21 protein-coding genes are annotated in these 19,945 nt (G+C 62.1%); 18 read left to right on the forward strand and 3 right to left on the reverse strand.

The annotated features are described in order from the left end of the window. Positions 1-66: 66 nt before the first annotated feature. The 3 genes from BTN82_RS21235 (at position 67) to BTN82_RS21245 (ending at position 2,865) form a co-directional block, all read left to right on the forward strand. Complete coding sequence (locus BTN82_RS21235) at positions 67-501, forward strand: MarR family transcriptional regulator (protein ID WP_075121063.1); 435 nt, start codon at positions 67-69, stop codon at positions 499-501. A 324-nt stretch (positions 502-825) separates the two neighbouring features. Next, positions 826-2,175: an NCS2 family permease gene (locus BTN82_RS21240; protein ID WP_075121064.1), complete on the forward strand. Its 1,350-nt coding sequence runs from the start codon at positions 826-828 to the stop codon at positions 2,173-2,175. A 63-nt stretch (positions 2,176-2,238) separates the two neighbouring features. Then, complete coding sequence (locus tag BTN82_RS21245; protein ID WP_075121065.1) at positions 2,239-2,865, forward strand: LysE family translocator; 627 nt, start codon at positions 2,239-2,241, stop codon at positions 2,863-2,865. 174 nt (positions 2,866-3,039) lie between these two features. Here BTN82_RS21245 and uraH read toward each other — a convergent pair whose 3' ends face one another. After that, positions 3,040-3,393 carry a hydroxyisourate hydrolase gene (uraH, locus tag BTN82_RS21250; protein WP_075121066.1) on the reverse strand — a complete coding sequence of 118 codons (354 nt, stop codon included), beginning with the start codon at positions 3,391-3,393 and terminating at the stop codon, positions 3,040-3,042. Positions 3,394-3,816: 423 nt separating this feature from the next. Between uraH and puuE the strand changes: the two genes are divergently transcribed. From puuE to BTN82_RS21295, 9 genes are all read left to right on the forward strand, one after another. Next, the gene (gene puuE, locus BTN82_RS21255; protein ID WP_075121067.1) at positions 3,817-4,746 is read left to right on the forward strand and encodes an allantoinase PuuE; all 930 of its coding nucleotides are present in this window, start codon (positions 3,817-3,819) and stop codon (positions 4,744-4,746) included. Then, positions 4,743-5,258 carry a 2-oxo-4-hydroxy-4-carboxy-5-ureidoimidazoline decarboxylase gene (gene uraD, locus BTN82_RS21260; protein WP_075121068.1) on the forward strand — a complete coding sequence of 172 codons (516 nt, stop codon included), beginning with the start codon at positions 4,743-4,745 and terminating at the stop codon, positions 5,256-5,258. The genes puuE and uraD overlap by 4 nt, the downstream gene beginning before the upstream one ends. A gap of 79 nt (positions 5,259-5,337) precedes the next feature. Then, entirely contained in the window at positions 5,338-6,333 is a 996-nt protein-coding gene (alc, locus tag BTN82_RS21265) for an allantoicase (RefSeq protein WP_075121069.1), read from the forward strand. Between the two features lie 142 nt (positions 6,334-6,475). Further along, positions 6,476-6,979: an ureidoglycolate lyase gene (locus BTN82_RS21270; RefSeq protein WP_075121070.1), complete on the forward strand. Its 504-nt coding sequence runs from the start codon at positions 6,476-6,478 to the stop codon at positions 6,977-6,979. 51 nt (positions 6,980-7,030) lie between these two features. Beyond that, positions 7,031-8,341, forward strand: coding sequence for a urate hydroxylase PuuD (locus tag BTN82_RS21275; RefSeq protein WP_075121071.1), 1,311 nt, complete (start codon positions 7,031-7,033; stop codon positions 8,339-8,341). Between the two features lie 176 nt (positions 8,342-8,517). Continuing rightward, a complete protein-coding gene (locus tag BTN82_RS21280) occupies positions 8,518-9,876 on the forward strand; it encodes a nucleobase:cation symporter-2 family protein (protein WP_075121072.1) in 1,359 nt (452 codons plus the stop codon). A 144-nt stretch (positions 9,877-10,020) separates the two neighbouring features. Beyond that, entirely contained in the window at positions 10,021-10,806 is a 786-nt protein-coding gene (locus BTN82_RS21285) for an outer membrane protein OmpK (RefSeq protein ID WP_075121073.1), read from the forward strand. 381 nt (positions 10,807-11,187) lie between these two features. Beyond that, positions 11,188-11,973, forward strand: coding sequence for an outer membrane protein OmpK (locus BTN82_RS21290; protein WP_075121074.1), 786 nt, complete (start codon positions 11,188-11,190; stop codon positions 11,971-11,973). A gap of 142 nt (positions 11,974-12,115) precedes the next feature. Continuing rightward, a complete protein-coding gene (locus BTN82_RS21295) occupies positions 12,116-12,970 on the forward strand; it encodes a pirin family protein (RefSeq protein ID WP_075121075.1) in 855 nt (284 codons plus the stop codon). Between the two features lie 91 nt (positions 12,971-13,061). Here BTN82_RS21295 and BTN82_RS21300 read toward each other — a convergent pair whose 3' ends face one another. Both BTN82_RS21300 and BTN82_RS21305 read right to left on the reverse strand, forming a co-directional pair. Next, the gene (locus tag BTN82_RS21300) at positions 13,062-14,228 is read right to left on the reverse strand and encodes a patatin-like phospholipase family protein (RefSeq protein WP_075121076.1); all 1,167 of its coding nucleotides are present in this window, start codon (positions 14,226-14,228) and stop codon (positions 13,062-13,064) included. A 50-nt stretch (positions 14,229-14,278) separates the two neighbouring features. Next, positions 14,279-15,211, reverse strand: coding sequence for a lipid A biosynthesis lauroyl acyltransferase (locus tag BTN82_RS21305; protein ID WP_075121077.1), 933 nt, complete (start codon positions 15,209-15,211; stop codon positions 14,279-14,281). A 121-nt stretch (positions 15,212-15,332) separates the two neighbouring features. On the opposite strand from BTN82_RS21305, the gene minC reads away from it, so the two are divergent. The 6 genes from minC to BTN82_RS31405 all read left to right on the forward strand — a co-directional run bounded on the left by minC (position 15,333) and on the right by BTN82_RS31405 (position 19,881). Continuing rightward, entirely contained in the window at positions 15,333-16,070 is a 738-nt protein-coding gene (gene minC, locus BTN82_RS21310) for a septum site-determining protein MinC (RefSeq protein WP_075121372.1), read from the forward strand. A 176-nt stretch (positions 16,071-16,246) separates the two neighbouring features. Continuing rightward, positions 16,247-17,059: a septum site-determining protein MinD gene (gene minD / locus BTN82_RS21315; protein ID WP_007928664.1), complete on the forward strand. Its 813-nt coding sequence runs from the start codon at positions 16,247-16,249 to the stop codon at positions 17,057-17,059. Further along, complete coding sequence (gene minE / locus BTN82_RS21320; protein ID WP_019693048.1) at positions 17,059-17,313, forward strand: cell division topological specificity factor MinE; 255 nt, start codon at positions 17,059-17,061, stop codon at positions 17,311-17,313. The genes minD and minE overlap by 1 nt, the downstream gene beginning before the upstream one ends. A 170-nt stretch (positions 17,314-17,483) precedes the next feature. Beyond that, positions 17,484-18,119: an RluA family pseudouridine synthase gene (locus BTN82_RS21325; protein ID WP_007940846.1), complete on the forward strand. Its 636-nt coding sequence runs from the start codon at positions 17,484-17,486 to the stop codon at positions 18,117-18,119. 103 nt (positions 18,120-18,222) lie between these two features. Then, entirely contained in the window at positions 18,223-19,512 is a 1,290-nt protein-coding gene (locus BTN82_RS21330; RefSeq protein WP_075121078.1) for a M18 family aminopeptidase, read from the forward strand. A gap of 192 nt (positions 19,513-19,704) precedes the next feature. Continuing rightward, positions 19,705-19,881 (forward strand): hypothetical protein, encoded by a 177-nt coding sequence (locus BTN82_RS31405; protein WP_175540165.1) that lies wholly within the window; start codon positions 19,705-19,707, stop codon positions 19,879-19,881. Positions 19,882-19,945 lie beyond the last annotated feature (64 nt).

A 19,945-nucleotide genomic window follows, 5' to 3' on the forward strand; every position in this document is an offset into this window, starting at 1 on the left:
AAAGGCGGAGAAAAATACGTCAAACTGCTTGACCGAAATTACGCCCACCTGCGCAGATACGTCAATATGCTTGACCTTAAAAACCAAAGCACCCAGCAAGCCGCCATGGAAGCCTTCTTCTTTGGCTACCAGGCATTCACCGCCAAGGCCGACGAAATGCTCGAGCGTCGCGGCTTGAGCCGCGTGCATCAGCGCATCGTGTTTTTCATCGCCCGCTATCCGGGGCTGAGCGTCAAAGAGCTGCTTGCGGCGCTGGGCGTAAGCAAGCAGGCGCTGAATATTCCGCTGCGCCAGTTGATGGAAATGCACCTGGTCAACAGCGTCGCCCCCGAGAGCGACAAGCGCAAACGCCTGCTGGAACTGACGGAGGACGGCGCCCGTTTCGAGCAATCGCTGCGGCGCGAGCAGGTGAAACTGCTGCAACGGGTATTTGCCGAGGCCGGCGAAGCGGCAGTGGATGGCTGGCTGGCGGTGAACAAGGCCCTCGGCGAAAACCGCTGATACCCGCAGCCTGCGATCCAGCGCCGGTAAACCTGCTGCCTCGATATGCCTGACTAGCCGCGCTGGCCGAAGACCACGGCTGTGCAGCCGATCCCAGGCTGCGCCAGCGGCGACAGGCATATAGCCGTTCCGGCGAACTTTTCGCACACAAACTCAAAAACATTATTTGCTTTCTTTGTATACAAAAGCATAATTCGCCACGTGCGAGTTCTTGACCCATAGGTCAATAAAAGCCCGCAAGCCTTACCTGCCTCAAAGAGCCGCTGCCCACCCTCCCGTGTCCGGCTCTGGAAAAAATAATAAAACTCTTGAGGAGTACTCGCTGTGGAAAGCCGTAAATCCGAAGCCCCCACGCTGGAACTTTCGCCGCCGCTGAACAATGGCTGGCTGGAGCGCATCTTCAAACTCAGGGTGCATGGCACCACGGTGAAGACCGAGTTGATTGCCGGTCTGACAACCTTCATCACCATGGCCTACATCATCTTCGTCAACCCCAACATCATGGCCGATGCCGGCATCGACCACGGCGCGGCCTTCGTCGCCACCTGCATCGCCGCCGCCTTGGGCTGTCTGTTGATGGGGCTGTACGCCAACTGGCCGGTGGGCCTGGCGCCTGGCATGGGGCTCAACGCCTTTTTCACCTACACCGTGGTCGGAACCATGGGCTACAACTGGGAAACCGCCCTTGGCGCGGTGTTCGTGTCCGGCGTGCTGTTCATGTTCCTGACCTTTTCGCGGATCCGCGAATGGCTGCTCAACAGCATCCCGGTGAGCCTGCGCTTTGCCATGGGCGCCGGCGTGGGCCTGTTCCTCGGGCTGATCGGCCTGAAAACCGCAGGCATCGTGGTCGATAGCCCGGCCACCCTGATCAAGCTCGGTTCCCTGCGCGAACCCGGCCCGCTGCTGGCGGCCGTCTGCTTCCTGATGATCGCCGTGCTCAGCTACCACAAGGTCTTCGGCGCGATCCTTATCAGCATCATTACCGTGACGCTGGCCGGCTGGGGCCTGGGCCTGGTGCACTACGAGGGCATCATGTCGGCCCCGCCGAGCCTGGCGCCAACCTGGATGGCCATGGACGTGGCCGGGGTGTTCAACGTCAGCATGATCAGTGTGGTGCTGGCCTTCCTCTTCGTGCACATGTTCGACACCGCCGGCACCTTGATGGGCGTGGCCCAGCGCGCCGGCCTGGTCAACCCCGAGGGCAAGATCGAGAACCTTTCCCGCGCCCTGAAGGCCGACAGCGCCTCCAGCGTATTCGGCGCCGTGGTGGGCGTGCCGCCCGTCACCAGCTATGTGGAAAGTGCCGCGGGCGTTGCCGCAGGTGGTCGGACTGGTCTTACCGCCGTGACCGTAGGTGTGCTATTTATCGCGGCCATGTTCTTCGCTCCGCTGGCTGGCATGATCCCCGCTTATGCCACCGCCGGGGCGCTGATCTATGTGGCGATGCTGATGATGGGCGGCATGGCCCACATCGAATGGGACGAGGCCACCGACAGTATTCCGGCGATCGTCACGGCGATCATGATGCCGCTGACCTTTTCGGTCGCCGACGGTATCGCCCTGGGCTTCATCACCTACGTGGCCCTGAAGGCCGGGACGGGCAAGTACAAGGAAATCTCCATCAGCCTGTGGGTGCTGTGCGCGATCTTTATCGCCAAGTTCGTTTTCTTGTAGGCACATCGGTTTCAAACGGCCTCACCCCGTCGGGTGAGGCTTTTGCACATAAGGAGAAAGGCAATGAGCGTGGAAACCTGGCTGCTGTTCAGCGGCGCGGCACTGGTGGTGATCCTGATTCCCGGGCCGCTGTCCCTGCTGATGATCAGCAACAGCCTGAATTACGGTTTGCGCAGGTCGTATCCGGCGTTTCTCGGCGGCGTGTTTGCCTCGATCTGCCTGCTGAGTGCCTCGGCCCTGGGCCTGGGCGCCCTGCTGCTGGCATCGGAACAGCTGTTCAGCGCCTTGAAAATCGTCGGTGCGCTGTACCTGTTCTACCTGGCCTGGCAGAGCTGGCAGCAATCCCGCCAGCCCTCCCACGGCGCCGAAGTGCCCGAGGCCGCACCGAAACCGCGCTTTCGCGCCCTGTTCGGGCGTGCCTTCGTGCTGGGCGCGAGCAACCCGAAAGACATTCTGTTCTTTGCCGCGTTTCTGCCGCAGTTCCTCAGCGCCGAACAGCCGTTCCTGCCGCAATTGCTGATCATGATCGCCACCTGGACCGTGCTCGACCTGCTGTGCAAGCTGGCCTACGGCCTCGGCGCCCACGGCGCGGCGCGCTACCTGCGCAGCGGCAAGGGCCAGAGCTGGTTCAACCGGATCAGCGCCGGGCTGTTCAGCGGCGCGGGAGCGGCGTCGCTGCTGAGCCGCTGAACGCATCACGAGCTAGCTCGCTCCTACAGGTTGCCGCGGCTTCCCTGTAGGAGCGAGCCGGCTCGCATAGCACCCTTGCAAACACCACCTTTTTGCGAGACGAAAAAAAGCCCGCAGTGTGAGCGGGCGAAAGACCAAAGAAGCTATTTGCGCAGGCTTCGTGGGGGGAAAGTCCTAGCTTCCTCTATAGGTCGAATAACTGTAGGGCGAAATCAGTAACGGCACGTGGTAATGCTCCTGCTCGGCCGAGATGCCGAAACGCAGCACCACCACATCGAGAAACGCAGGCTCGGGCAGCTGTACGCCGCGAGCGCGGTAGTAATCGCCGGCGTGGAATTGCAGCTGGTACACCCCGCTGCGGTAATCGTCGCCCTGCAGCAGTGGCGCATCACAACGGCCATCGCTATTGGTCAGGGTGCTGGCAACGAGTTCCAGTTGCGCTCCTTCGACCCGGTACAACTCGACCTTGATGGCGCTGCCGGGGCAGCCATGTGCGGCATCCAAAACGTGTGTGGTCAAACGTCCCATTGATTCTGCGTGCCCGTACGCGCTTGCGCAGCCAGGCCTCGCGCCTCCTGAAGTCAGTTGATAAGGAGACCGCACCGTTCCAGAGCACGAAAGGATGCGGCGAGGAATTTATTAAGACACTTTTCAAAAAAATTGTACACAATAAAAATCACCCATTTCTCACGACTTCGCCCAAGCCGCCGTATTCCGTCGATCGGCGGTCAACCCATGAGGGCAGAAGACTTTTCATCCATTAGCTGACCAATCAGGCAGGTTTCTTGCAACACCCAGGGATGAGCACCGTTGATGAAAAATGCAAAAAAACGGGCTTACAAAGCGCAATAAAAGTTGTATACAATCAGCCCATCGCAGTGACGCCAGCCTGTCCTTCTCCCCCCAGGCCCCGCCACGCCACCGTTATCACGAACAAGAAGGAAGACTGCAGTGAGCGCTGACTACCCACGCGACCTGATCGGTTACGGCTCCACCCCTCCTCATCCTCACTGGCCGGGCAATGCCCGCATCGCCTTGTCGTTCGTGCTCAACTACGAAGAAGGCGGCGAGCGCAACATCCTCCACGGGGACAAGGAATCCGAAGCCTTCCTCTCGGAAATGGTCGCCGCCCAGCCCCTGCAGGGCGAACGCAACATGAGCATGGAATCGCTGTACGAATATGGCAGCCGTGCCGGCGTCTGGCGGATCCTCAAGCTGTTCAAGGAATTCGACATTCCGCTGACCGTCTTCGCCGTCGCCATGGCCGCCCAGCGCCATCCGGACGTGATCCGCGCCATGGTCGCCGCCGGACACGAAATCTGCAGCCACGGCTACCGCTGGATCGACTACCAGTACATGGACGAAGCCCAGGAACGCGAGCACATGCTCGAAGCGATCCGCATCCTCACCGAAATCGCCGGCGAGCGCCCCCTGGGCTGGTACACCGGCCGCACCGGCCCGAACACCCGGCGCCTGGTGATGGAAGAAGGCGGTTTCCTCTACGACTGCGACACCTACGACGACGACCTGCCCTATTGGGAAGCCAACAACCCGACCGGCAAGGCGCACCTGGTGATTCCCTACACCCTGGACACCAACGACATGCGTTTCACCCAGGTCCAGGGCTTCAACCAGGGCGACGACTTCTACCAGTACCTCAAGGACGCGTTCGACGTGCTCTACGCCGAAGGCGCCGAGGGCGCGCCGAAGATGCTGTCCATCGGCCTGCACTGCCGCCTGATCGGCCGTCCGGCACGCCTGGCCGCCCTCAAGCGGTTTATCGAATACGCCAAAGGCCACGAGCAGGTCTGGTTCGCCCGCCGCGTGGACATCGCCCGCCACTGGCAGCAGACCCACCCATTCCCGGGGGTTTCGCAATGAGCACTTTCCAGAGCCTGAAACCCTCGACCCTGGGCCGCGACGCCTTCGTCAACGCCTTCGCCGACATCTACGAACATTCGCCGTGGGTCGCCGAGAAGACCTTCGACCTGGGCCAGGATGCCTCGATCGACGAGATCGAAACCCTGCACCAGCGCATGAGCGACATCCTGTTGAGCGCCGATCAGCAAAGCCAACTGGCCCTGATCAACGCTCACCCGGACCTGGCCGGCAAAGCCGCCGTCCAGGGACAACTGACCGCAGCCAGTACTGAAGAACAGTCCGGCGCCGGTATTCACCAATGCACGGCCGAAGAGTTCCAGCGCTTCACCGAGCTGAACGACGCCTACAAGGCCAAGTTCAAGTTTCCCTTCATCATGGCGGTAAAAGGCAGCAACCGGCATCAGATACTTGCCGCGTTCGAAACGCGCATCCACAACTCGGTAGACACCGAGTTCCGCTGCGCGCTGGCAGAGATCAACAAGATTGCCCTGTTCCGATTACTGACTCTTTAAGCAGACCTGGCCCGAGCGCTCATGACGCCCAGGGCCTGGCGAGCATCCCAAGCCACTCAACTCAAGGCAGACAAGAAGAATGAAAGCTTACGCCGTACCTTTCGAGAAGTTCGTCAACCTGGCCGACGCCCGCCTGGGCACCAAGATCCTCTCGGTGACCGATGACTGGTTCGCTGACGCCAACCGTCTGTTCCAGCCGACCCCGGCCGTATGGAAGGAGGGCGTTTTCGATGACAACGGCAAGTGGATGGACGGCTGGGAGTCGCGCCGCAAGCGCTTCGAAGGCTACGACAGCGCAGTGATCCGCCTGGGCGTGCCCGGCCAGATCAAGGGCGTGGACATCGACACCTCATTCTTCACCGGCAACTTCCCGCCGTCGGCGTCCCTGGAAGCCTGCTTCCTGGCCGAAGGCGAACCGAACGAAAACACCCAGTGGGTGGAAGTGCTGTCGGCCGTCGAGCTGCAAGGCAACAGCCACCACTACCACGAGATCAGCAACGACCAGGCGTTCAGCCACCTGCGCTTCAACATCTACCCTGATGGCGGCGTGGCCCGCCTGCGCGTGTATGGCATTCCGTACCGCGACTGGTCGGCGGTCGGCGACAACGAACAGGTCGACCTGGCCGCCGCGCTCAACGGCGGTCGCGCCCTCGCCTGCTCCGACGAACACTTCGGCCGCATGAGCAACATCCTCAACCCGGGTCGCGGCATCAACATGGGCGACGGCTGGGAAACCGCGCGTCGTCGTACCCCAGGCAACGACTGGGTGATCGTCGCCTTGGGCCATCCGGGCGAGATCGAGAAAATCGTCGTCGATACCCTGCACTTCAAGGGCAACTACCCGGACAGCTGCTCGATCCAGGGCGCCTTCGTCAAGGGCGGTACCGACAGCCAGATCGAAACCCAGTCGCTGTTCTGGCGCGAACTGCTGCCGAGCCAGAAGCTGGAAATGCACGCCGAACACACCTTCGCCGAGCAGATCAAGGCCCTGGGCCCGATCACCCATATCCGCCTGAACGTGTTCCCGGACGGTGGCGTCAGCCGCCTGCGGATCCTGGGCAAGGTCGCAAAATAATGCCGAACCTGTAGGAGCGAGCTTGCTCGCGATGGCGTCCGACCGGGCGTAGGTGAACACCGGCAAGCGCATCGCGAGCAAGTTCGCTCCTACAAGGCGGCACGATACGACAACTACGAATTCACAGATCAAGAAGAACAGCATGCGCACATTGATGATTGAACCGCTGACCAAAGAAGCCTTCGCCCCCTTCGGTGACGTGATCGAAACCGACGGCAGCGATCACTTCATGATCAACAACGGTTCGACCATGCGCTTCCATCGTCTGGCTACCGTGGAAACCGCCACGCCGGACGATAAGGCGATCATCAGCATCTTCCGCGCCGACGCGCTGGACATGCCCTTGACCGTCCGCATGCTGGAGCGCCATCCGCTGGGCAGCCAGGCTTTCATTCCGCTGCTCGGCAACCCCTTTCTGATCGTGGTCGCGCCACTTGGCGATGCACCTGTATCAGGCTTGGTCCGCGCCTTTGTCAGTAATGGCAGGCAGGGCATCAATTACCATCGCGGCGTCTGGCACCACCCGGTGCTGACGATCGAAAAGCGGGATGACTTCCTGGTGGTTGATCGCAGTGGCACAGGCAATAACTGCGATGAGCATTTCTTTGAAGAGGATGAGCGTTTGATCCTCGCCCCCCACCAATAAGAGAAGGTCTGATCACCCGACGACAAGGGTGACAGGCGAGAGGTAAAGACTGTGGAAGCACATCTGTTGGAATGGCTCAACCTGAGCGTGCGTTGGGTTCACATGATCACGGGCGTGGCCTGGATCGGCGCGTCGTTCTACTTCGTCTGGCTGGAAAACAACCTTAATCGCGTCAACCCCAAGGACGGCCTGTCGGGCGACCTCTGGGCGATCCACGGTGGCGGTATCTACCACCTGGAAAAATACAAGCTGGCCCCGCCGTCCATGCCGGAGAACCTGCACTGGTTCAAGTGGGAAGCCTACTTCACCTGGATGTCGGGGATTGCCCTGCTGTGCCTGGTGTTCTATTACAACCCGATGCTGTACCTGGTTGCCCCCGGCAGCGGCCTCACCGGCCCTGAAGCCGTGGCCATCGGCATCGGCGCGCTGATCGCCGGCTGGTTCGTCTACGACTTCCTCTGCGACTCGCCCCTGGGCAAGAAACCCGCCCTGCTCGGTTTCATCCTGTTCGTGCTGTTGATCGCCGCAGCTTATGGCTTCAGCAAGGTGTTCAGCGGTCGCGGAGCCTACCTGCATGTGGGTGCGATCATCGGCACCATCATGGTCGGCAACGTGTTCCGTATCATCATGCCGGCCCAGCGCGCGCTGGTCGCCGCCATCGCGGAAAACCGCACGCCGGACCCGACCCTGCCGGCCAAGGGCCTGCTGCGTTCGCGCCACAACAACTACTTCACCCTGCCGGTGCTGTTCATCATGATCAGCAACCACTTCCCGAGCACCTACGGCAGCCAGTACAACTGGCTGATCCTGGCCGGGATCGCGGTGCTGGCGGTGCTGGTGCGCCACTACTTCAACACCCGCCACGACAGCCACAAATTCGCCTGGACCCTGCCCGTCGCCGCGCTGGGCATGATCTGCCTGGCGTACGTCACCGGCCCCGCGCAAATGGCCAACGGCCCGGAAGTGGCCAAGGCGCCGGCGAAGATCGAGTACCAGCCGCTGCCGGAAACCGCCCTCGGCGGCGGTGCCAAGCCCGCGGCCGCGCAAGCTCCGGTCGAGGCCCCCGCGGCACCCGCACCGGCGCAAGCGTCGAACGCAGGCCCGGCCTTCGACAAGGTGCATAGCGTGATCCAGGAACGCTGCGCGGTCTGTCATTCGGCCAAGCCCACCAGCCCGCTGTTCAGTGCCGCGCCAGCCGGCGTGATGTTCGACACACCGGAGCAGATCAAGCTCCAGGCCCCGCGGATCCAGGCCCAGGCAGTCGCCAGCCAGATCATGCCGCTGGGCAACATCACCCAGATGACTCAGCAGGAACGCGACCTGATCGGCGCCTGGATCAACCAGGGGGCGAGTACTAACTAGTACTGCGGTGCCTGACGACCGCTATCGCGGGCAAGCCTCGCTCCTACAGCTCATGCAATACCTGTAGGAGCGAGCGTGCTCGCGATCAACCGCAACACGTTTGGCCTGCTGTAAAAAAGCTGTTCGCAACCACACAGCTTTCAAATCACAAGAATAAAAAAGATCCGAGGTGTTGCATGTCCGTGTTAACCGAACCGCGCATCCCCGACGCACCCGCCATCCAGCGACTGCCCCTTTTGCAACTGATCCTGGTCGGTTTGCAGCATGTCCTGCTGATGTACGGAGGCGCCATCGCGGTGCCGCTGATCATTGGACAGGCCGCGGGTCTGAGTCGTGAAGAAATCGCCTTCCTGATCAATGCCGACCTGCTGGTCGCCGGCATTGCCACCATTGTGCAGTCCCTCGGTATCGGCCCCATGGGTATCCGCATGCCAGTCATGATGGGCGCCAGCTTTGCCGCGGTGGGCAGCATGGTGGCCATGGCCGGCATGCCTGGCATCGGCCTGCAAGGCATTTTCGGCGCGACCATCGCCGCCGGTTTCTTCGGCATGCTGATCGCGCCCTTCATGTCCAAGGTGGTGCGTTTCTTCCCGCCGCTGGTCACCGGCACCGTCATCACCTCCATCGGCCTGTCGCTGTTCCCGGTCGCGGTCAACTGGGCCGGCGGCGGCAGCCACAATGCCGAATTCGGCTCCCCCATCTACCTGGCCATCGCCGCGCTGGTACTGGGCACCATCCTGCTGGTGCACCGTTTCATGCGCGGTTTCTGGGTGAACATTTCCGTACTGATCGGCATGGGCCTGGGCTACGTGCTCTGCGGCCTGATCGGCATGGTCGACCTCAGCGGCATGGCCCAGGCGCCCTGGTTGCAAGTCGTCACCCCGCTGCACTTCGGCATGCCGCAGTTTCATCTGGCGCCGATCCTTTCCATGTGCCTGGTGGTGGTGATCATCTTCGTCGAATCCACCGGCATGTTCCTCGCGCTGGGGAAAATCACTGGCCAGGAAGTCACCCCGCGCATGCTCCGCCGCGGCCTGCTGTGCGATGCCGGCGCCTCGTTCTTCGCCGGTTTCCTCAACACCTTCACCCACTCCTCGTTCGCCCAGAACATCGGCCTGGTGCAGATGACCGGTGTGCGTTGCCGCTCGGTGACCCTGGTCGCCGGCGGCCTGCTGATCATCCTCAGCCTGCTGCCCAAGGCGGCCTTCCTGGTGGCCTCGATTCCTCCCGCGGTGCTGGGCGGCGCGGCCATCGCCATGTTCGGCATGGTGGCCGCGACCGGGATCAAGATCCTCCAGGAAGCCGACATCGCCGACCGACGCAATCAACTGCTGGTGGCGGTGAGCATCGGCATGGGCCTGATTCCCGTGGTTCGTCCGGAGTTCTTCGCCCACCTGCCACTGTGGATGAGCCCGATCACCCATAGCGGCATCGCCATGGCGACCCTCAGCGCACTGGCCCTGAACCTGCTGTTCAACATCCTCGGCGGCACCGAGCGGGCCGCCGCCAACGCCTGCCCCGCCCACCCGCACTGAGGCCCGAACGGGGCGGCCTGGCGGTCGCCCCTGCTTGACCGTCGACACCCGAACTACCCGTACGACAGACAGGCCCGACACACCCCGGGCCGCGGTCGGCGGCTGCCTGCGCCTTGAAAATAAAAACAAACAGGGAGCAACACGATGAGACATGTACACCCACGCCTGCTGCTCGGCGGCGGACTGCTGGCAACGACCCAGGCCATGGCCGGCGACCTGCTGCTGTGGCAGACCAACAGCCTGACGTATCTATACGGCAAGAACTTTGCCATCAACCCGTCGATCCAGCAGACGGTGACGTTCGAGCACGCCGATAAATGGAAATACGGCGACACCTTCCTGTTCATCGACAAGATCTTCTACAACGGCAAGGAAGACCGTAACAAAGGCCCCCACGCCTTCTACGGCGAGTTCAGCCCCAGGCTGTCGTTCGGCAAGATCTTCGATCGCTCGCTGGCCTTCGGCCCGGTCAAGGATGTGCTGCTGGCCATGACCTACGAATACGGCGAAGGCGACAGCGAGACCTACCTGATCGGCCCCGGCTTCGACCTCGCCGTTCCCGGCTTCAACTACTTCACCCTGAACCTCTACCGCCGCCAGACCGAAGGCCCGCGCCCCGGCGACGGCGTCTGGCAGGTTACCCCGAGCTGGTCCTACAGCATCCCGCTCGGGCGCTCGAACCTGTTGATCGACGGTTACCTGGACTGGGTCGTGGACAACGATCGCAACGAGCGCGGCACCTACCACGCCAACCTGCACCTCAACCCACAGATCAAATACGACCTGGGCAAAGCGCTGAAGCTGGGCGAGAAGCAACTGTACGTCGGCCTCGAATACAGCTACTGGAAAGACAAGTACGGCGTCCCCCACAGCGCGAGCCTGGACACCAACCAGAACACCGCCAGCCTGCTGGTGAAGGTGCATTTCTAGGATGGCCGGCCAGCGTGCCCCACAGTTGTCGCAAGTGCGCTATTGCAGAGCACTTGAGCAAGGTCGCGGGAGTCAGTATTCTCCGCGGCCGCCCGCATCCGGCGAAAAAAAAAGCCCGGATGAAAAAACTGACCTGAGAGCCAACTTATCCCGGCCCTGGGCAGTATCACGGCGCAGCGAAATGACGCAGAAATCGACTCTCCCTCGACTGTCCCGTACAGCCGAGCGGGAGTCTTTTCGCTTTTTTTCGCCTTGGCTCAGATCTTGCCAACAGCAAAGAAGCTGACCGAATGGATAACTTTTCCAGCAGCCAAAAAAGGCGCCACACCAGAGCGCCGATGTTTAAAAAACGTAGAACCACTTACTTTTGGGAGCAACCGAATGAACCGCATCTGTAAAGGCCTGATGCTTGCCGCGACCTTGCTGGCTGGGGCCCAGGCCACCGCCGGCGACCTGCTGCTATGGCAGAACAACAGCCTGACCTACCTATACGGCAAAGACTTCGCGATCAATCCGGAGATTCAACAAACCGTTACTTTCGAACATGCCGATGCCTGGAAGTACGGCGACAACTTCGTGTTTGTCGACCGCATCTTCTACAACGGTAAAAAAGACGGCAATATCGGCCCCGACACTTACTACGGCGAAATCAGCCCGCGTCTTTCCTTCGGCAAGATCTTCGATCAGAAGTTGGAGTTCGGCCCGATCAAGGATGTATTGCTGGCCATGACTTACGAGTTCGGCGAAGGCGATAACGAGTCCTACCTGATCGGCCCGGGTTTCGACCTGGCGATCCCCGGTTTCGACTACTTCCAGTTGAACTTCTACAACCGTCAGACCGAAGGCAGCCGCGCCGGCGACAACGTCTGGCAGATCACCCCGGTCTGGGCCTACACCATTCCCGTGGGCAAGTCGGACATCCTGATCGACGGTTTCATCGACTGGGTGGTGGACAACGACAAGAACGCCAAGGGCGAATACCACGCCAACCTGCACATCAACCCGCAGATCAAGTACGACCTGGGCAAGGCATTGAACCTGGGCGCCAAGCAGTTGTATGTCGGTATCGAATACGACTATTGGAAGAACAAGTACGGGGTCAAGGACACCCCATACTTCGACACCGACCAGAACACCGCCAGCCTGCTGCTCAAGTACCATTTCTGATGCGTTGAAAGCCGTTCCCGTGCTGGCCACGGGAACGGCTTTCATCGAATAAACCGATAACAACCCCTCGATATTCGCAACCATCGATCAACCTGACTGGCATAGCATGGCGCTCATTCCAACCTGATCAGGAGTTGCCTCGATGACTCAGTTTCGCAAAGTACTCAGCGTCCATACCGGCCAGCCCGCCTCGGACGGCGCCGGCGTCAGACTGACCCGGGTCTTCGGTGGCCAGGGCGTCGAGCGTTTCGACCCGTTCCTGATGCTCGACGAATTCGGCTCGGAAAACCCCCACGACTACATCGCCGGCTTCCCGCCCCACCCCCATCGCGGTTTCGAAACCGTCACCTACATGCTCGAAGGGCGTATGCGCCATGAAGACCATCTGGGCAACGTCGGCCTGCTGGAAGGCGGGGGCGTGCAGTGGATGACCGCCGCCAAGGGCATCATCCACAGCGAAATGCCGGAGCAGGAAGAAGGCGTGATGCGCGGCTTCCAGCTCTGGTTGAACCTGCCGGGCAAGCACAAGCTCGACAAGGCCGGCTACCGGGACATCCAACCGCAGGACATCCCGCGCCTGACCACCGCCAATGGCGTGGACGTGGTGGTGATCGCCGGCCGCTTCGACGACGGCCAACAGCAGCAAATGGGCGCTGTCGAGCGGCCGCACACCGAGCCCCACTATTTCGACCTGCGCCTGCCGGCGGGCAGCAGCATCAGCCCGCGCCTGCCCGAGGGGCACCGGGCGCTGCTGTATGTCTATGAAGGCCAGGTCGACCTGCCCGGGCATCCGCAGCCGGTCGCCAGCAGCAAGCTGGTGCGCCTCTCCGACCAGGGCGAGATCCAGCTGAGCAGCGCGGCCGGGGCCCGCGTGTTGTTGATCGCCGGCAAGCCGCTGGGCGAGCCGATCGTGCAATACGGGCCATTCGTGATGAACACGCGGGACGAGATCGAACAGGCGCTGCGGGATTTTCGCGATGACAAGCTGACAGCCTGAGTCTTTCTCTTCAGAAACCCTATCGCGAGCAAGCTCGCTCCTACACGGATGCTGCATTCCCTGTAGGAGCAAGCTTGCTCGCGATGCTCTTTCAGACGCTCGCAGCCGTCAGCCCCAGGAACCGACACAACTCGTCGCGCTTGGCCAAGGCATCGCTGCGCCCCAACTCGATCAATTCGCTGCAATACCCCGCCTCGAACAACAGGTAACTCAGGACCCCGGCGCCGCTGGTCTTGGTCGCCCCCGGCCCGCGCAGAAACAGGCGCAATGCCGCCGGCAACTCATGCCGATGGCGAGCAGCGATTTCATCGATCGGCTGGCTGGGCGCGATCACCAACACCTCCACCGGGGCCACGCCCAGGGTCCGCACCGGCGTGTCCGGCGGCAGCAGGTGGCTGAACTGGTTCAGGCGCTGCAAGAGCTCGATGTCGCTCTCCAGGCTGTCGATGAAAGTACTGTTGAGCATGTGCCCGCCGATCTGCGCCAGCGTCGGCTGCTGCCCGGTGTAGGTGCGTTGCAGCGGCGCCTGGGGATCGACGCCCCGGGGGTTGCCGCTGACCCCGACCACCAGCACCCGGCTGGCCCCCAGGTGCAAGGCAGGGCTGATGGGCGCCGACTGCCGTACCGCGCCGTCGCCGAAAAACTGCTGGTCGATTTTCACCGGAGCGAACAACAACGGAATCGCCGAGCTGGCCAGCAAGTGTTCGACCGTGAGTTCGGTCGGCAGGCCGATACGCCGATGGCGCAGCCAGGCATCGATGGTGCCGCCGCCCTGATAGAAGGTCACCGCCTGGCCCGACTCATAACCGAAGGCCGTGACCGCCACCGCTTTCAGGTGCTTCTGGGCAATCGACTGGCGAATACCGGACAGCTGCAGTTTTTCGTTCAACAAATGCCGCAGCGGTGAGCTGTTGAGCAGCGCCACCGGCACCTGCGCGCCCAGGCCCAACAGGCTGTGGCCGACGAACCGACTGGCCTGGCGGATCACTCCGGGCCAATCGCTGCGGATCACCTGATGGCTGCGAAAGCCCTGCCAGAATGCGGTGAGGCGCTCGATGGCGGCGGTGAAATCCAACGCGCCGCTGGCCAGGCTGACCGCATTGATCGCCCCGGCCGAGGTCCCGACTATCACGGGGAACGGATTGCTCGCACCCGCCGGCAACAGCTCGGCAATCGCCGCCAGCACGCCCACCTGGTATGCCGCACGAGCCCCGCCGCCGGAAAGAATCAATCCTGTGACCGGTTCCGCTGGGCTCATCGCAACACTCCATGGCGCTGTTTAAAGGGTTTGAATCTGGCGCAGTAACGTCAACCGCGCTTCTTGTACAGCTTCGGCTCGCCCGGCGGCCGGCTCTTGAAGCGCCGGTGCGCCCACAGGTACTGCTCCGGGCATTCGCGCAGCACGCCTTCGATCCACTGGTTGATGCGCAGGCAATCGGCCTCTTCGGTCTCGCCCGGGAAGTCGCTCAGCGGCGGGTGAATCACCAGGCGATAACCGCTGCCGTCGGCCAGCCGCTCCTGGGTGAACGGTACCACCAGGGCCTTGCCCAGCCGGGCGAACTTGCTGGTGGCGGTGACCGTCGCCGCCTGGATGCCAAACAACGGCACGAACACGCTTTGCTTGGCGCCGTAGTCCTGGTCCGGTGCGTACCAGATGGCGCGTCCGGCGCGCAGCAGCTTGAGCATGCCGCGCACATCCTCGCGCTCCACCGCCAGGGAATCCAGATTATGCCGCTCGCGTCCGCGGCGCTGGATGAAATCGAACAACGGGTTCTTGTGCTCGCGGTACATGCCGTCGATGGTGTGCTGCTGGCCCAGCAATGCCGCACCGATTTCCAGGGTAGTGAAGTGCAGGGCCATGAGGATCACGCCCTTGCCGTCCAGCTGCGCCTGCTTGAGATGCTCCAGGCCTTCGACATGGGCCAGGCGCGCCAGGCGCGGTTTGGACCACCACCAGCTCATGGCCATTTCGAAAAAGGCAATGCCGGTGGAAGCGAAGTTTTCCTTGAGCAGGCGCTTGCGCTCGGCCGCGGACTTCTCGGGGAAACACAGCTCCAGGTTGCGTTTGGCAATCCGCCGCCGCTCGCCGGCCACTCGGTACATCAGCGCGCCCAGGGCACGGCCGATCCACAGCAGCAGCGGATAAGGCAGCTGGACCACCAGCCATAACAGGCCCAGGCCCAGCCACAGCGGCCAGAAACGGGGAGAAAGAAATGCAGCTCGAAAACGCGGGCGATCCATTACAGATTCCGGACAGACAACAGGGTCGCGCATTCTACATCGGTTCGCCCCGGCTTGCGGCCCGCGGGCGTTCTCGTTATAAGTCTCGGCACTTTTAGTGACAAGCCGCTTTATGCCGACCATGAGCCAAACCGAATCGCAAGACCTGGATCCTGTGTTCCAGTTGAAGGGCAGCATGCTGGCCATCACCGTGCTGGAACTGGCCCGTAACGACCTCGAAGGCCTTGATCGCCAGTTGGCGGCGAAGGTCGCGCAAGCCCCGAATTTCTTCAGCAACGCCCCTCTGGTGCTGGCGCTGGACAAACTCCCGGCCAGCGAAGGCGCGGTCGACCTGCCGGGCCTGATGCGCGTCTGTCGTCACCATGGTCTGCGTACCCTGGCGATCCGCGCCAGCCGCATCGAAGACATCGCCGCCGCCATCGCCGTCGATCTGCCGGTGCTGCCGCCCTCCGGCGCCCGCGAACGGCCGCTCGAACCACAGGAAAACGAAGCCCGGAAAAAACCGGAAAAGCCGCCTGAGCCGACGATCAAGCCGACCCGGATTATCACTTCGCCAGTACGTGGCGGGCAGCAGATCTATGCCCAGGGTGGCGATCTGGTAGTGACCTCCTCGGTCAGCCCGGGCGCGGAACTTCTCGCCGATGGCAACATCCATGTATACGGCCCGATGCGCGGCCGGGCGCTGGCCGGGGTCAAGGGTGATACCAAGGCACGGATTTTCTGCCAGCAACTGAGCGCTGAACTGCTGTCCATCGCCGGCCAATACAAGGTTTCCGAGGACCTGCGGCGCGATCCGTTGTGGGGTGCCGGAGTCCAGGTCAGCCTGTCGGGTGATGTGTTGAACATCACACGTCTTTAACGGATACTGCCGCATTTTCCAAGCATCTCTAAAACGTAGCGAAAACGGCTCAAACGAAGTAGGAGCAGGTCATCAGCAATGCTGGCCGACCTCCAGCCAAGGCTGTCCGACTGCAGTAGTTTTCAAGAGATGTTTTTCAGGGGCTCCAAGTCCTTTTTCCTTAGGGGTGAAACACCTTGGCCAAGATTCTCGTGGTTACATCCGGCAAGGGTGGTGTGGGTAAGACCACCACCAGCGCCGCTATCGGTACCGGCCTCGCTCTGCGCGGCCATAAAACAGTCATCGTCGACTTCGACGTCGGCTTGCGTAACCTCGACCTGATCATGGGTTGCGAACGCCGCGTGGTGTACGACTTCGTCAATGTGGTCAACGGCGAAGCCAACCTGCAGCAAGCCCTGATCAAGGACAAGCGCCTGGAAAACCTCTACGTCCTGGCCGCCAGTCAGACCCGCGACAAAGACGCGCTGACCCAGGAAGGCGTGGAAAAAGTGCTGATGGAGCTCAAGGAGACCTTCGAATTCGTGGTCTGCGACTCCCCGGCCGGTATCGAGAAAGGCGCGCACCTGGCGATGTACTTCGCCGACGAAGCGATTGTCGTGACCAACCCGGAAGTGTCCTCGGTCCGTGACTCCGACCGCATGCTCGGCCTGCTGGCCAGCAAGTCCAAGCGCGCCGAGAACGGCGAAGACCCAATCAAGGAACACCTGCTGCTGACCCGCTACAACCCTTCGCGCGTCAGCAACGGCGAAATGCTTGGCGTCGAAGACGTCAAAGAGATTCTTGCCGTAACGCTGCTGGGCGTGATTCCAGAATCCCAGGCAGTACTCAAGGCTTCCAACCAAGGCGTTCCGGTGATCCTCGATGACCAGAGCGATGCCGGCCAGGCGTACAGCGATGCTGTCGATCGCCTGTTGGGCAAAACCGTGGAACACCGGTTCCTTGATGTTGAGAAGAAGGGATTCTTCGAGCGCCTGTTTGGAGGTAGGTAATGAATCTTTTTGACTTCTTTCGTGCCAACAAAAAAGTAAGCACCGCGTCGGTAGCGAAAGAGCGTCTACAGATCATCGTGGCGCATGAACGCGGCCAACGCAGTACCCCCGACTACCTGCCAGCCTTGCAGAAGGAACTGGTGGAGGTCATCCGCAAGTACGTCAATATCGGGTCCGACGACGTGCACGTCGCTCTGGAAAACCAGGGCAGTTGCTCGATCCTGGAACTCAATATCACCCTGCCTGATCGCTGATCGATCAAGCGGGAGCCACGGCGGCTCGATCCCTCGGATTCGTCTGTAGGAGCGAGCTTGCTCGCGATCGCATCACCCTCTACACCGGGTGTTCGCATCGCGAGCAAGCTCGCTCCTACAGGGGCCGGGTTGATCGAGCCGCCGTTGGCGTTTGTTACGAGGCTGTTTTAATGCCGCTGTCGAATATCCGCATCATTCACCAGGACGCTGCTGTTCTGGTGGTGGACAAACCCACCTTGCTGCTCTCCGTGCCCGGCCGGGCCGACGACAACAAGGATTGCCTGATTACCCGCCTGCAGGAAAACGGCTACCCGGAAGCCCGGATCGTCCATCGATTGGACTGGGAAACCTCCGGCATCATCCTGCTGGCCCGCGACCCCGACACCCACCGCGAGCTGTCTCGCCAATTTCACGACCGGGAAACCGAGAAGGCCTACACCGCGTTGTGCTGGGGCCAGCCGGAACTGGACAGCGGCAGCATCGACCTGCCCCTGCGCTACGACCCGCCGACCAAGCCGCGGCACGTGGTGGACCACGAATTCGGCAAGCACGCCCTGACCTTCTGGCGCGTGCTGGAGCGCTGCGGCGACTGGTGCCGCGTCGAGCTGACCCCGATCACCGGGCGTTCGCACCAACTGCGCGTGCACATGCTGTCGATCGGTCATCCGCTGCTGGGCGACGGCCTCTACGCCCATCCCCAAGCGCTGGCCGCCTGGCCGCGCCTGTGCCTGCACGCCAGCATGCTCAGCTTCACTCATCCGCAGAGCGGCGAGCGCCTGCGCTTCGAGTGCCCGGCGCCGTTCTGATGCCGGTCGTCGCGGGAACCGGCCTGCCGGTTTCTGCCGCTTTGCCGCCGCCAATTCCGTGGCCGATACGGTAAACTCGCGCCACTGCTGTCTGGAGTTACTTATGCGCGAAGAGTTGAACCAGGGCCTGATCGACTTCCTCAAGGCCTCCCCTACCCCTTTCCATGCGACCGCCAGCCTCGTTCAACGCCTGGAGGCGGCAGGCTACCAGCGTCTCGACGAGCGCGAGCCGTGGACCACCGAAGCCAACGGCCGCTACTACGTCACCCGTAATGACTCCTCCATCGTCGCCTTCAAGCTGGGCCGGCATTCGCCCCTGCAAGGCGGTATCCGCATGGTCGGCGCCCACACCGACAGCCCCTGCCTGCGGGTCAAGCCACAGCCGGAGCTGCAACGCCAGGGCTTCTGGCAACTGGGCGTGGAAGTCTACGGCGGAGCCTTGCTCGCGCCCTGGTTCGACCGCGACCTGTCGCTGGCCGGCCGCGTCACCTTCCGCCGCGACGGCAAGGTCGAAAGCCAGCTGATCGACTTCAAGGCGCCTATCGCGATCATTCCCAACCTGGCCATTCACCTCAACCGCGAAGCCAACCAGGGCTGGGCCATCAATGCGCAGACCGAACTGCCGCCGATCCTCGCGCAGTTCGCCGGCGACGAGCGAGTCGACTTCCGCGCGGTGCTGACCGACCAGCTGGCCCGCGAACACGGCCTGAACGCCGACGTGGTGCTCGATTACGAGCTGAGCTTCTACGACACCCAGAACGCCGCGGTCATCGGCCTGCACGGCGACTTCATCGCCGGTGCGCGCCTGGACAACCTGCTGTCCTGCTACGCCGGCCTGCAAGCCTTGCTCAACGCCGACACCGAGGAAACCTGCGTCCTGGTGTGCAACGACCACGAAGAAGTCGGTTCCTGCTCGGCCTGCGGCGCCGACGGCCCGATGCTCGAGCAGACCCTGCGCCGCCTGTTGCCCGAAGGCGACGAGTTCGTGCGGACGATCCAGAAGTCGCTGCTGGTTTCGGCCGACAACGCCCACGGTGTGCACCCCAACTACGCCGACAAGCACGATGCCAACCATGGCCCGAAACTCAACGCCGGCCCGGTGATCAAGGTCAACAGCAACCAGCGCTACGCCACCAACAGCGAAACCGCCGGCTTCTTCCGCCACCTGTGCATGGCCGAGGAAGTCCCGGTGCAAAGCTTTGTGGTGCGCAGCGACATGGGGTGCGGCTCGACCATTGGCCCGATCACCGCCAGCCACCTGGGCGTACGCACCGTGGATATCGGCCTGCCGACCTTCGCCATGCACTCGATCCGCGAACTGTGTGGCAGTCACGACCTGGCGCATCTGGTGAAGGTGCTGGGCGCGTTCTACGCCAGTCGCGACCTGCCGTAATGCCCCTTGTAGGAGCGAGCTTGCTCGCGATGAAGCATGACGTGGTCGTCCTGCACCTTCGCGTCGCGCCTATCGCGAACAAGCTCGCTCCTACAGAACACCCAGGCGCTGAAGCATTTCTGATACGCATCAACCCGAACTGCGCCAAAGCCGCCTAAACTGCTCCGTATCCTCTCCGACAAGGCTGTCACCATGATCTCGATGTCTTCGTTCCACTCCATGCTCATTCCCATTCTCACGGGGATGATCCTGCTGGCCATCGGCTTCAACTTCCGCGACAAGAACGCCGGTGTATTCAGCATGTGGATCGGTATGCTGCTGATCCTCGGTACCGTGGTATACAAAATCCTCGCCAAACTCGCCGAATAAATGCGTCGCCCAGGCTCGCATTGGCATTAGCTGCCTCGTACACTCGGTCGATCCGCTTTTTCCG

This window comes from Pseudomonas chlororaphis (genome assembly GCF_001921865.1).
Lineage (GTDB): Bacteria > Pseudomonadota > Gammaproteobacteria > Pseudomonadales > Pseudomonadaceae > Aquipseudomonas > Aquipseudomonas chlororaphis_D.